The sequence below is a fragment of the Bradyrhizobium sp. Cp5.3 genome (assembly GCF_000426265.1).
GTDB classification, from domain to species: Bacteria; Pseudomonadota; Alphaproteobacteria; order Rhizobiales; family Xanthobacteraceae; genus Bradyrhizobium; species Bradyrhizobium neotropicale.
This window is the reverse complement of sequence record NZ_AUFA01000079.1, coordinates 1-12,105: the sequence shown is the minus strand read 5'-3', so window position 1 is coordinate 12,105 and position 12,105 is coordinate 1. Positions and strand designations below refer to the sequence as shown.

Here is a 12,105-nt window from a genome sequence, read left to right as displayed (position 1 = left end):
AGCCGATCCGTCCCCGCGTTCGGCCCCAACGGTGCGCCCGCCGCGCCGCATCGCGACCGTGGCGCGGCCCGCAGGCCGCCGTGACATCCGCCTCCATCATCGTGCCGAGCGCCTCGATCCCCGCCGCAAGGCAGAACCGATCAAAGCTCGCCCGCACTTCTGCAAACGCTTCGTCCACAGCCCCAGTCGCCGGCGAACCAGCCGGTGTGATATCTCTCGTCATGGCGTTGCTCTCCTTTGTGGAATCAGCACCCCGAGCCTACCGGCTCAAGGTGGGCAACGCCGACCTCTTCAGAAATTCAACAGAACCCGGGACATCCCCCTGCACCACGAATATGGAGACTATCGAATGACGGCATCTTCTAAATCTAACGCTATTAAATTCACTCGCTTCGAGGCATTCCTCGGCGGCTCTTGGGTGGCTTTCGAAGGCGAAGTGGCCCGGACCAAGGATATCGTCTCGGTTAGCCGAGAGGTCACCTCCGCCGAGGGCAAGCCGTTTCGTATCACAAATGTTTTTAATCTAGCTCAGCTTCAGGCATACGCTTTTGCCTGAGGAACAGGTTTGCCGGTCCGGGATCGTTCTAAGAGCGGTGTATCGAAGTGCTGGCTTCAGCCTAATACCCACTAGAAGAACAACAAGGCACCGGCTACCGCGTCTTCGATGCCGACCGATGGTACTGGTCTGAGCGTTTGTGGAGCAGGGGGCGCAGTGTAGTGCGCTTTCACTCCGCGGTATGCAAGTGGCAAGCTGAGGCCGTTAGGCGGGGGCGCCATGGCACAGGTGCCTAGCTGCTCGGCCAGCCGTTGGCGATACGCCGAAGCGTACGGGTAAGTCAGGAGAACGGATCGACGTTGTTCGTCTTCGCTGTCTGCAGCAGTGTTGCGATGGTCGCCCAGGTCCGTCCGCCGCCATCGTTGCCAGCGAAGAGTCTATTGTTTCTCGTAATTGTTGGTGGCCTGATGGCGCGTTCGACGATACTGGAGTCGAGCTCGATCTGACCATGGGTCAGGAAGCGTTCGAAGGTGGCACGACGCGGGACGGCATGGTGGGTCGCCTCGGCCAGCTTTGGTTTGCCGAAGATCAGCCTCTGCTGCCGGAGATTGAAGAGATCAGCGACGACCGCCGCGGAGGCTTTGCTGATGCGCAGCAACGCATGCGTCGGGGGACTTTGACGACCCACGGTCGTCCCGACCTGCCAGAGCTTTGCCATCCACTCGACTGTCGTCGCTGTCGATCTCAAGCTCCCTGCAACATGCACCTCGTAAAACTTTCGCCTGTGTGACCAGCAGGCAGCCAATATGATGCCATCACTGCTGCGATCGGGCGCGCCAACCTATTCAACCTATTAAAGGCTGTATAGTCATCCGCCTGCAGGATGCCGCGATAACCATCATGCCGGACTGCGCATTCGCCGAAGCGGCTGAAGGTACCCTAATGGGACTGGAGCGAAGCGGCCGAGACAAGTGGGTTGCGGGCACACAGCATGACCTGGGCCTTCCAGGCGATATAGCGGACGGCCTGAGGCAGGTGCTCGTTACGGTCATGGAGCTTGCGACAGACGCGGGCTCGCATGCGATAGGTTCATGCCCCGTCGATCTGAGCCCGCCTGGCCAGAGTGTTGCCGGCCTTGATGATGCGGCCGCGCCGGGTCGTAGCACCGCTCGAACGCCTCGACGGCACGAGGCCGAGATAGGCCATCAGCTGACGGGATTGTCGAAGCGGACGAGGACGCCGATCTCGGCACCCCCGTTGCGACGACAATGAAAGCTACACCGCGCATGGCCTGCACAGCCTCGACCACCGATGCCATTGACCACTGCGGCTCCGGCTTTTCAAGCGGTGCACCCGGGCCTCGATGTCGGTCGCGGCATGAATGCAATCCTTAAGGACGATTTGGCTTGCAGGGTGATCGAAGCACACCGTGGTCACCCAGCGGCGGCAATGCCCTTCTTGCCGGCGTAGATCCGCCCATGCGGCAGCAGGAAGTCTTGGAGATGTTGCCTCCCTTGCCGAGCACACGCATCGCCGTAGCGCGGGGCCCTCGCCAAGTCGCGCATGACCTCATGCGCCGCATCCGGAACCCACACCACCGTCAGCTCGTCACTCCGGCGCAGCGTGGCCAGCTTCGCCGCGTCGCGTCGGTCGATTTTAACTCGATGTCCGGCCTTCATCGAGATCAGCGAGGTGCCAGCACGATGAAGTTGTGCTCCTGTCCCGCTAGTTGTCGATGCAGGCCACATCCGAAGGGGACCGGGCTCGTAGCAGAAACCTACTTGCCGGTCACCACTGCCAAGCTTCTTCGCCGCTTGGCGATCTGATCTGCGCGATGGGGAATCCTCCCCCAGTTAGAACCTCCTCGCCGCGCATCCCGTCGGTTAACGCAACCGAAATCGTCGCCATCTGCCGACGCCACGAAAAAGCTATCGTTCGTCAGGCCCGCTCTCCATGCTTGAGGTTCGGGCTGGCCCATCCGGTGCAACCCTCGATAGGAGCTTGCCGCGGGGCGGGTCGCTTGTCATCTCAGAGGGCGAACATGGAGTCTAGAGATCATTGATCGTGGGCGGGTTCGATTTGTTCCTCATCGGGGCGGACTGTTTGGGCTGACCTTCCGAGGGTTGGCTGAAGCGGGTGACGATCGTCCTCAGGTGTGCTTCGCGATCACGTCTGCGTCGAGAGCGCGAGCGGATGTGCTGCGTGCTCGCCCGTCCGTAAGCCACGATGTCAAAGCGGCGACCATCTTTGGTATGTTCCCAAATAGGTCCGTCTTCATGCTTGAAGGAGTCGGTGGAAGAGATGGCGATGAAGTGTTTAACGTCTCCGCGGGTGACCATGTCGTATCCACGCTTGTGGTACTTCTTTTTTATACTGTTAGCGGTAGCAGACGTCCAAGCATACGGCGGCGTTGTCAAGGCCATCACCTCGTCGTCCCCGAAAGTAGCTGGAATGTCCTCGAGCCTCTGATTCTTGGCGCACGCCTCTGCAGCCTCGGCCGTCAGATAGACGTACAAGGGGGAGATTTCAGGATCGATGCACTCCATCTGCTCGTCGACTGGAGAGTCATTCATACACGGTTCGGTTTCGAATTCCTTGAACGCCCCCGGAGGAAACTGAGAATCTTCACTCTCCTGAACCGTTGCGACCCACTTCTGTTGCGAGGTCAGAAGTTGCCGGGTGAATTCCCGGTATTGTTCGAATGCCCTGCCTAGCGCCGCCTCCAAAGCGGACCGATCTCCCACATCCGCTAAATCGACGCTTTTAAACGTGGGGCGCTCATAGGCTGGCCAGTTATCGGCCATAATGAAAGAGGATGTGCAGAATAGATATGAAGAAAGACGTGGTCGTTTGGAATGATGGAAGGGGAAAACAAAGGGCGTATATATAGGTAGCAATAGAGCTCCTGAGTTGCTCCATCGGCTTATAGCGACCATATCGCTTTCAGCCAGCGCGGACATTGACCGTGACCTGCCCCTGATTTTTTATCCATCAGCGTCGAGCCTCTTATTGAGCTACAGTGACAGATCGTGACACGATCCAATTAGCCAATGCGTTCCGTCAGTAATTTACCTTTTCGACGGGCAATAAGAACATCGAAGATCAATAGCACGTTCAACTTCTCGAAAGGTCACCGACGAATTTTGCGTCCAATTGAGTCCCTTCCGTAGCCCTGCATCATGCAGTTGGAGTGCGCAGAAGCTATCTGCGAAACGCTATCTTGGCCATTCGGGCTCTCTTTCAGCCATTAGGTAGATTGCGACTTCCAAGCTCCTCCAGCGAAGCGCGGCCGCCTCGGCCATAGGATCTCTCTTAAGAGGAGCCGTCATCGGGGCAATCCGGGTCGCGCTGGGAAGGGAAGCGTCGCGTTGGGATAGCAACAGATGGACCGACCCTCCTTTGATCAGCCCTTGAGCGGGTCGCGGCTAGGGCGAGCGCAGCAAACCGATCCAGGCCCCTCCCGTCGTGGTGTCTTTGCCCAAGAGGGGGAGCGCATCGACGCGGCGGCCCTCTGGCCAATTGGGAAACTTGTCATCGTTTCGAACCGCGTTGCGACGGCCGACCCGAATGAACCCAAGGCGGGCGGTCTTGCCACCGCCCTTGAGTCCGTCGTGAACCGCTTCGGCGCAGTCTGGATAGGGTCCTCGGGCAAGGCGGGCTATGGCAGTGAGGACCTGCCGGGTTGCGAGCAGCGTGGCAAGGGCCAAGTGATCAGGCTCGATCTGCCGGCAGCCCATTATGGTGGGTACTACCAACATTTTGCGAATTCGACTCTCTGGCCGGCATTGCATTCGCTGACCGAGCGGGTCATCCCGTGCTCGGCAGAGCACTATGAGAGCTATTGCCAAGTCAACGCCTTCATGGCGAAAGCGCTGGCGGGCCTTGGGAATCGGAAGGCGTTCTGGGTACATGACTATCATTTCCTCCCGCTCGGCAAAGAGCTGCGCAAGCTCGGTGTCAACCGGCCCACCGGCTTCTTCCTGCATACGCCATGGCCGACGCCTGACGTGATACAGCAAGTGCCCCACTATGACGCGCTGGTGGACTCGATGCTCTGGTACGACCTAGTCGGCTTCCAGACCTATGGGGATCTGAGCAATTTCCTTGCCTGTGCGCATGCCCATTGCGAGATCGTTGAATCTAAGAATGGCGTCGTACGGTCTAACCACGGCCTGACGCGATGCCGAAAGTTTCCAATTGGAGTCGACCCACAGCAGCTCGCAGCAGATGCCGAGAAATCGCTCGCGAAGTATAAGGCGGATATCTCGTCGATACAGGAAAAACTGAACGGCGCGACGCTTGCAATCGGTGTCGACCGACTTGATTATACCAAGGGGATCGACAACCGGATCAGAGCTTTCGATCTCCTATTGGCAGAGGACCCGCACAGCGTCTCGCTGTTGCAGATCGCGCCCCCTTCGCGCACCGACGTCCCAATGTACGAAAAATATGGTGCCTATATCGAGGGTTTGGTCGACAACATCAATCGCGATCATCGCGCGGACGACGGCTGGGAGCCGATCTTTTATAAGAAGGGCTACCTTCCTCAGGCTCAACTTGCAGGTCTCTATCGCGCTGCGCGCGTTGGTGTGGTGACGCCGTTGCGTGACGGCATGAATCTGGTGGCGAAAGAATATGTCGCTGCGCAAGATCCGAACGATCCGGGTGTGCTAGTCTTGTCGAGGTGTGCGGGAGCGGCCGAAGACTTCAACGAAAACGAGGCTTTGCTCGTCGATCCGACCGATCCTAGAGCCATCGCCGATGCGATTTCGAGGGCGGTGAACATGCCGCGGGAGGAACGCCTCGCGCGCTGGCGGTCGATGATGAACAAGCTTCTCGAATATACGATCCACGACTGGTCCGACGCTTTCATTCGAGAGCTGTACAAGGGCCAGGGCGTTGGATGGAAGGCGAGACTCTCTCGATTCGCGTTTTCGGTTTGCTGCGGGCGCAGCGTGGCCCTCCCAAGGGAGACGCGACTTAGTCAATCTCTGGCCCCGCCCTGTCGCGCTCTGCGCGTGCCGCCGCAATCGGCGCCTGGATATGGGTCGGAGGCTGATCTGTAGTCTCGCTCACGCCAAGGCACTCAAGCTGATTCGTTAGCCGTTGTGGGGTACCGCAGCAAGCCGTGATCCAATTGGTCGCAGGGTTTACGAAGTTGCGGTCGGCCGGGCACTGTCGTGGGCACGCATCACGCCGTTCGCGGCGCGATACGCCGGCCTCTTCTGGACCTCGTCTGCTCGCGAACAGCTCGTCATTCTGTTGGGATTACGAGCTGTCTTTCATCTGCTTATTGAAATGTTGTTTGTCGTATGCCGTTATGCGGCAATCGATTTTTTTATTGAATAAGACTCATTAGATAAACTGTTTCGAGATTGCACGGACTTAAGGCTTTGCCGAGTTGCATGCCATCTAGCTTAATATACATCTGTTTGATTGAACGTGCCTGGAAAACATAATCGAAATAATACCAAACACGGTCGATAATCAATTAGTCCATAACGAAGGGAAACAGGCGGAACGAGCCTGACGCACCGCTCGCCGGCCGGTTGAACCCGGTGTCGTTTCGATCTGTTCAAAAAAAGAGCGCCTAGTCGCATAATTCATGCACGGATGACAAAGAAATTCGTTGTCTGATTCGAGACTACAGCCACAGCCGCGCGTGCGCTAGCCATGCGCCTTGGGAGGGCAGCAGGGCATCATTAAGACAATCATTACATTTGGCTACGCTGCGTAGCTAGATCGCTTTTCAGTGTGCCTTCGTCGGTTGCGATTTGGCCCCCTATAGGACCGACGTTGAAATGCAACGAGAGCCGTGTAACGAGAGCCATGTGAGGTCTTGTCAGGGATTTAATTGGCGCTGAAAGGGAAGCGCCGTGAGAAACGTGTACAGATCAGCGCAGTCGGGTGGCTTTTGCGGAACCGCAAAGTGTTTGTCTCTTAGCGCGATGATGGTGACAACTGAGGGATGTCATCCGTTGCCCTATTTAGCCCCCACATCTTGTTCCGCGTTCACTCAAAGCCTCCTAGAAGATCCTTCACGGTCATCTTCCATCTTCTCCATTCTGTCATTCCATTTCCCTTTGTGATCGTACGATGACTGACCTCCCCCGAGCTTTTGAGCGGCCGCACTACATTGGTGTAAACTTCTCTCAGAGGACCCTTCCATCTACGCTAACAGCAAGGTTAGCCAACGCGATTAATCAGTATCGCGGTTTCCTTGAATCGCTGCTGGCCCGGCAGCAGCGTTGGGTTGTCTCTGTGAGGGGCGCTTGGTTATTTGCCCTCGAAAATGGGGAGATCTCTTACGATCACTTGCTAGAGTTCTCCCGCTTTCCATGCATGAATGATCCGAGGAGCGGCATCTTAGAACAAATAACCCGGAACCCAGATGGAACGCCCGCTGTGCTGTATGTTTACACTACAAATGATGCCGCACGCGCGTGTCTTTGCGCGGGAAGCTTAGAATTCATTCCGCAGAACATGCGCTTTAGAGGTGCGGATGGTCGACAAAGACTGGTGGCGGTGGACATCCGGCCGGATAGCGGGGATTTCTCTATTGAAACAATAGCTGAAAAATACCGGTCAGCTGGATGTACTCAAATTCAGAATGAGCAGATCGAACGCTGCCTTGTTATCGCCCGCACCGATTGGTTCAGTTACGATGCGCAGAAGGGCTTGTTCGACCGTGCTGGCTTTGACACATTTGATGTGTTGGCCATCACGCAGGTGATCACCAGCTGACACGCTTGTGCTGTCCGCTGGCTGTCGCGGGTGCCGTCCGGAGAGTGGTTGGAATTCGCCGTGGCGCGATCTGGAGGGCCACCCGGGAATGCTCGGCGCCACCAGCGTGCGGGCAGTGTCCGCCTAGGGGGAGCCGCGCTGGGGCACTCGCCCCGCGAATGCTAGACCGGTCTACTACATTGCGAGAACTCTTTGCCGATCCCAAACGGGCGTTCGGGCGGCAAACTTCGACGCCGTGCCGAAAGATTCCACTGTTGCGCGGCCGGCATGGGTCCTCCGCGTCGAGACCAAAGAGGCCTGGCCCGGGATGCGCGCCGCGTAGCAACTCGCAGCAGGGAGCGCACCACGTAGAGTCTCAAGCAGGCCGAAGTGCAGCGCGTGACGCAGCGCCAGCGACAGACCCTGAAATGAGTTGGGCCCGTGCGGCGATATCGACTTGCTGACCACTGAGAGCGGCGACGCTCTTTATGAGCGGGCTTAAGCCCCCGGCGCACAGTCCGCGCCGGATGTAGCCGCGGTCGAAGGCGCGTTCGAACTGCGCCGTATCCGGCGGGCAGACGATTGAGATCGCCCACGACGACCGCGCGATCCGATGGTCCTTCGCCGGTATTAGACCACAGAAATGACGCGGATTCGATAGAGAGAGCGGCCTCGCCGAGTTGCCCTCTAGGACACGTCACTTTCGCGTTTTAATCCCGACAAGCACCTGTTCCGAAACGCATGAGTTGTCTCTTGAGATTGCGATTGGCCGCCGAAGCGTCGTGCGGCAGCAATTTGCCATATGAGGCGCGTTGTCTGGATCGCGCGCCATCCTGTCTGGCATTAGCGGCGCATTGTGATCGACAGTGACGATCCTTTAAGCGTTTTGAGGGGGCAGTTAGATTACCGCTGCGTCCAAGAGGCAGACCCTTTGCCGTTTCGCAAAAGCCAACTTACCGTGCTGATAGGGAACTGAAGCCGACGCCTACGACGAGACCCCAGCCTGGTTTCGCTTATTTAAGCCTCAGCACTCAGCTCCCCCACAGCACTTCATTTTCCAGCGGATTCTTCTGCGATATGTCATCATGCCTCTCGTCGTGTTTCGCCGTCCAAGTTTTGGAACTCTGGATCTCATCTCCGCAACCGACGGAGATACGTTGAAATGTCATCTAGCAACACAGCTAGTTAGATATGATGAGTTCATGAATGACGTCCTGCTTCCCGCGCAACGCGGTTGGCTTGAGATTGCGCAGGCTTGCGGACTCGAAGCCGACTCTGCCGCACAACTTGCGACCCATCCGTGCACGGATCATTCAAACAGCAGAAATCGGTTCGAGCAGATCGAAACCACGGTGACTTCAACTGGCCGGTGGACGGTGCGCCAGTTACTTTACATCTACGTTCCGAAAGAGGTCGGGCAAGCATGTCAGAGAGCGCAAAGCCTTGATCCCATTCCGATTTACATGCGGGTTTTGGATCACGACGGTCGCCGCAAGATGTTAGCAGTGGACATCCCACCGTATGCGGCGAATACCTCTGTAGAGAAGCTAGTGAAAACGTATCGCTCAGCTGAGTGCCTTTTGGTCGAAGCCAAAGATATTGCGTGTTGCCTCGTTATCGCCAAATCCGATTGGATCCGATATGACCAGCAGAAAGGAGTGTTTATACGCGATGAGCTTGGATCGTTTGATGTGGTAGCAATTGCGCCAGTGCTACTTCCCAGCACTCTGCCCGAGGTTGCGAGCGATGACGACTAGGGCGCAGCGCTGGTCATTGAAGTGTTTGTTTCGGGTGTGGGTTATGTGTTCGCTTTCATTTAATGTGTCTCATTTGTTTGTAATGTGTCCGACGCGGAGTGGCGTCTGTTCTTGTGCATTCTCTTACATTCAATAAAGAGCTCCGCTTTAGTTTAAGTACGTAAGCGAGCGTAATCGCAACTTAATGAAACCTATCTTTCAAGCGAAATAGTTCTAATAACCTTGAAGCAACCGGGCGCGGGGCCTACCCGCCAGCGTGCGCATGGGAGTCTCTGTGCCCAGGCGCGCGATGTTTTCATGATGTTATTGACAGAGGCACTGAACGAAGGAAAATCAGTAACACTACTATTTTAGCGCGAAGTCTACGAAAAATTATTCTCTCGATCACGTCGAGGCAATTAGAAAACACAACAGCGACTATAATGAAGATAACATAAGGATGTCATCGAGGAGGCGGACAACCCACACCCCCATGAGAACAACCGACGACCAAACACGAAATACCCATGACAGATCAATCTCGGCCCCAGCAATCTTCTAAGTAAACATCACCGGCACATCAGCGATTATGTCATATGGAATACGGCAGCGACGATAGACGTCTCCATCAGCAGTCATCAGGTTCGTCTGGGGAATGACGAGGCAACGCTTGATATCGTCAGTGTCCACCCGATCGCATCCAAGTTGTCGGTAAATTGCCACTATGGCGCGCTTGGATGCTGCAAGGACATTCGGCGGAATCCCCACTGCAACGACTTGTCTCTCACCGTCCCCAGAGCACATGTAATCTGGAATGGGCTCCAGCGACTGCTGTTCCAAACAACTATTTGCAGCTTCTTCCGGCAGATAGACGTACAGCACGCGGGTCTCAATCTGCTCTAGGACATCACCCTGCGCCGGATCATTCATGCAGGGATATGACTCGAACTCACTTAGTACAGCACCGGCAACGCTACATCCTTGATCGCGCGCCATGTTAACCCATGTGCGCTGAGCCGGCAGCAGGGTTTCGATGATGAACCTATGGTAACGCTCCAGTTGACCCCAAGTGTAAGTCAAGACATGCGGCCCCATATTGTACTTTTTGAAACCAAAGATGGGACGCTCAAAGAGGGGAAGATCAGCCATGGGGAGAACGGCGGTAGGTGGAGTATCGGCGATGCGTGAGATGGAATTTGGCTTTGCGCTGTGAGTGATCAAGAGAAATGATAGGGTTTAAATAGAGCAGATGCTGGGCTTGTTCGCTGAGAGCCACCGACGCGTTTTATTGGAGTTGAACTTAACAATTCGCGAGCGGCGCCGAATGTTGGCCTTTGCAGACCCCAAGACGTTGCGTCTTGCTGGACTGCTAGAAAATGATAGGCCAATGAAATGACCGTAGACGAACGGCCGTACACAGTCGTTTTGAATCGAAAGGTCATTTTCCAATCACATCGGCTCGCCCCTTGCAGGGGCTTATTCGTAAAACTTATCTAATCAACGTTCAGCGACGTCACATCTCCGATTGAGGGCCGTGTTAACCCGAAAGCACTGCGACGCTAGCAAGATCTGGCGCTGGTAATCATCGTAACGACGCACCTGGGTCGTGATATGATTCATCACGAGTGACCCGAGAGCCCGATGAAACAAAGCCGGGGCGCTCAAAGCGGGGGAGATCAGCCATCGCAGTAAACGACAAAAACCTTTGATAGGTAGAAGTTGCTTGGCTGTGGCAAGTGATCAACAAATTGAGACGCCGAGCTCATATAGTTGGTCTTTCCTTACGTCAGTCCATGTGCAAAATCGTCGTAACATTTCGGCGCAACGGCGATCTTTCGAAGACATAAGGCGATCGTGCTGAACAAAGACGATGGAAATCGACAGAAATAATAGCTCTTCCATTGCCGACCCCCTGGAACTTCCAATCGTCACGAACTGCCCTTGGTATTGTCCATTGGACGACAATGACCTGCGAAGCCGAGAAGCGCGGCTCTATCCTGCTTGAACAGCCACACTCCGATAGCTTTTCAATCACGCATTTTCGTTCAATGAATGCGTCCCCTTGATCTATGGTGGCAGCAGGGGGAGTTGAAGCTCAGTCGAAGCGCCGCTGGGAGGCGCTCATGCAATGACCGCAGATGGCGGCCGCGAAATGCCGCCCGATTTTGCGACATCGAGCTTAGTTAGAGAGTATTCCTCCGTTGAGGGCCGCCTTGTTTGACGGACGCGAACGCTGCAGGTCCTAGGGGTAATCCTAGGAGAAGCGCTATGACGATTTCGCGGGCAGAGGTGATCACATCGGTCGAGCGGCGGCGGCGGTGGTCGCAGGATGAGAAGGAACGGCTAGTTGCAGCATCGCTCGAGCCCGGAGCCACTGTTTCCGAGGTGGCTCGCATGGCCGGCCTTCATGTGAGCCAGCTGTTCAGGTGGCGCAAAGAGCTTTGCAAGCACGGTGATGCGAGTATAGCGCCGTTAGTGCCGGTCGAGATTGGGCCGTCTGTACCGCCGCGGGATGTGGCCGAAGCGTCATTGGCGACGGCGCCGGCGCGTCGACGGAGCAGCCAGGGCGTCATCGAGATTGATCTTGATAGCGGACATCGCATCCGGGTCGATGGCGACGTTGATGGAGACGCGCTGCGTCGAGTTCTCGATGCTCTGGTGCGTCGATGATCCCGGTTCCGACCGGCGCGCGAGTGTGGCTCGCGACAGGCTACACGGATATGCGCAGAGGCTTTCCGTCGTTGGCACTCCAAGTGCAGGAGGTGCTGCGCAAAGACCCGCTCAGCGGTCATCTGTTCGTCTTCCGCGGTCGCCGCAGCTGACCTGCCACTGCGTATTTCCTCCAGATGGAGTTAGAGTCCGGCCTGAAGAAGGACGGACAGATGAAGCGAGCAAGGTTCACGGAAGAGCAGATTATCGCTGTGTTGAAGGAGCATGAGGCTGGGGCGAAGACGGCGGACTTGGCTCGCAAGCATGGGATCTCCGAGGCAACAATCTACAACTGGAAGGCCAGGTTCGGCGGCATGGACGTTTCCGAGGCCAAGCGGCTGAAGGCGCTGGAGGAGGAGAATGCGAAGCTGAAGAAGCTTCTGGCCGAGCAAATGCTCGATGCGGCGGCCCTTCGCGAGCTGCTGTCAAAAAAATGGTAGG

The 12,105-nt window shown here is 56.4% G+C and carries 10 protein-coding genes and 3 pseudogenes; 7 read left to right on the top strand and 6 right to left on the bottom strand.

Going from position 1 to position 12,105, the window contains the following annotated elements; all coding sequences use genetic code 11:
* Positions 1–223: pseudogene (locus K289_RS49770) on the bottom strand (IS256 family transposase); the annotation flags it as partial.
* A 126-nt stretch (positions 224–349) separates the two neighbouring features.
* Here K289_RS49770 and K289_RS0139095 point away from each other — a divergent pair.
* Entirely contained in the window at positions 350–556 is a 207-nt protein-coding gene (locus K289_RS0139095) for a hypothetical protein (RefSeq protein ID WP_027556326.1), read from the top strand.
* Positions 557–836: 280 nt separating this feature from the next.
* On the opposite strand, the pseudogene K289_RS49765 reads toward K289_RS0139095, so the two are convergent.
* The 4 genes and pseudogenes from K289_RS49765 to K289_RS0139075 all read right to left on the bottom strand — a co-directional run.
* Positions 837–1,426, bottom strand: a pseudogene (locus K289_RS49765) (transposase); the annotation flags it as partial.
* A gap of 159 nt (positions 1,427–1,585) precedes the next feature.
* Positions 1,586–1,765 carry a transposase gene (locus K289_RS53270; RefSeq protein ID WP_371260908.1) on the bottom strand — a complete coding sequence of 60 codons (180 nt, stop codon included), beginning with the start codon at positions 1,763–1,765 and terminating at the stop codon, positions 1,586–1,588.
* A gap of 164 nt (positions 1,766–1,929) precedes the next feature.
* Positions 1,930–2,175 carry a hypothetical protein gene (locus K289_RS49755; RefSeq protein WP_051311304.1) on the bottom strand — a complete coding sequence of 82 codons (246 nt, stop codon included), beginning with the start codon at positions 2,173–2,175 and terminating at the stop codon, positions 1,930–1,932.
* A 369-nt stretch (positions 2,176–2,544) separates the two neighbouring features.
* A complete protein-coding gene (locus K289_RS0139075) occupies positions 2,545–3,456 on the bottom strand; it encodes a RolB family protein (protein ID WP_084788927.1) in 912 nt (303 codons plus the stop codon).
* A gap of 423 nt (positions 3,457–3,879) precedes the next feature.
* Here K289_RS0139075 and K289_RS46925 point away from each other — a divergent pair, with 423 nt between their 5' ends.
* The 3 genes from K289_RS46925 to K289_RS0139060 all read left to right on the top strand — a co-directional run bounded on the left by K289_RS46925 (position 3,880) and on the right by K289_RS0139060 (position 8,976).
* Positions 3,880–5,562: a trehalose-6-phosphate synthase gene (locus K289_RS46925; protein ID WP_051311302.1), complete on the top strand. Its 1,683-nt coding sequence runs from the start codon at positions 3,880–3,882 to the stop codon at positions 5,560–5,562.
* Positions 5,563–6,592: 1,030 nt separating this feature from the next.
* Entirely contained in the window at positions 6,593–7,240 is a 648-nt protein-coding gene (locus tag K289_RS0139065; protein WP_027556322.1) for a RolB family protein, read from the top strand.
* 1,064 nt (positions 7,241–8,304) lie between these two features.
* Positions 8,305–8,976 (top strand): RolB family protein, encoded by a 672-nt coding sequence (locus K289_RS0139060; RefSeq protein ID WP_084788926.1) that lies wholly within the window; start codon positions 8,305–8,307, stop codon positions 8,974–8,976.
* A 537-nt stretch (positions 8,977–9,513) separates the two neighbouring features.
* Here the strand turns inward: K289_RS0139060 and K289_RS0139055 are convergent.
* Entirely contained in the window at positions 9,514–10,104 is a 591-nt protein-coding gene (locus K289_RS0139055; protein ID WP_027556320.1) for a RolB family protein, read from the bottom strand.
* 1,119 nt (positions 10,105–11,223) lie between these two features.
* Here K289_RS0139055 and K289_RS0139050 point away from each other — a divergent pair.
* The 3 genes and pseudogenes from K289_RS0139050 to K289_RS0139040 all read left to right on the top strand — a co-directional run.
* Complete coding sequence (locus K289_RS0139050; RefSeq protein ID WP_027556319.1) at positions 11,224–11,625, top strand: transposase; 402 nt, start codon at positions 11,224–11,226, stop codon at positions 11,623–11,625.
* Positions 11,622–11,777 carry an IS66 family insertion sequence element accessory protein TnpB gene (gene tnpB / locus K289_RS49745; protein ID WP_156918432.1) on the top strand — a complete coding sequence of 52 codons (156 nt, stop codon included), beginning with the start codon at positions 11,622–11,624 and terminating at the stop codon, positions 11,775–11,777. Before K289_RS0139050 ends, tnpB begins: the two co-directional genes overlap by 4 nt.
* A 60-nt stretch (positions 11,778–11,837) precedes the next feature.
* A pseudogene (locus tag K289_RS0139040) lies at positions 11,838–12,098 on the top strand (transposase); the annotation flags it as partial.
* Positions 12,099–12,105 lie beyond the last annotated feature (7 nt).

Coding starts and splice junctions, on each gene's coding strand:
- K289_RS0139095 (WP_027556326.1), top strand. CDS start 350: ATGACGGCATCTTCTAAATCTAACGCTATTAAATTCACTCGCTTCGAG.
- K289_RS49755 (WP_051311304.1), bottom strand. CDS start 2,175: ATGAAGGCCGGACATCGAGTTAAAATCGACCGACGCGACGCGGCGAAG.
- K289_RS0139075 (WP_084788927.1), bottom strand. CDS start 3,456: ATGTCCGCGCTGGCTGAAAGCGATATGGTCGCTATAAGCCGATGGAGC.
- K289_RS46925 (WP_051311302.1), top strand. CDS start 3,880: ATGGACCGACCCTCCTTTGATCAGCCCTTGAGCGGGTCGCGGCTAGGG.
- K289_RS0139065 (WP_027556322.1), top strand. CDS start 6,593: ATGACTGACCTCCCCCGAGCTTTTGAGCGGCCGCACTACATTGGTGTA.
- K289_RS0139060 (WP_084788926.1), top strand. CDS start 8,305: ATGCCTCTCGTCGTGTTTCGCCGTCCAAGTTTTGGAACTCTGGATCTC.
- K289_RS0139055 (WP_027556320.1), bottom strand. CDS start 10,104: ATGGCTGATCTTCCCCTCTTTGAGCGTCCCATCTTTGGTTTCAAAAAG.
- K289_RS0139050 (WP_027556319.1), top strand. CDS start 11,224: ATGACGATTTCGCGGGCAGAGGTGATCACATCGGTCGAGCGGCGGCGG.
- tnpB (WP_156918432.1), top strand. CDS start 11,622: ATGATCCCGGTTCCGACCGGCGCGCGAGTGTGGCTCGCGACAGGCTAC.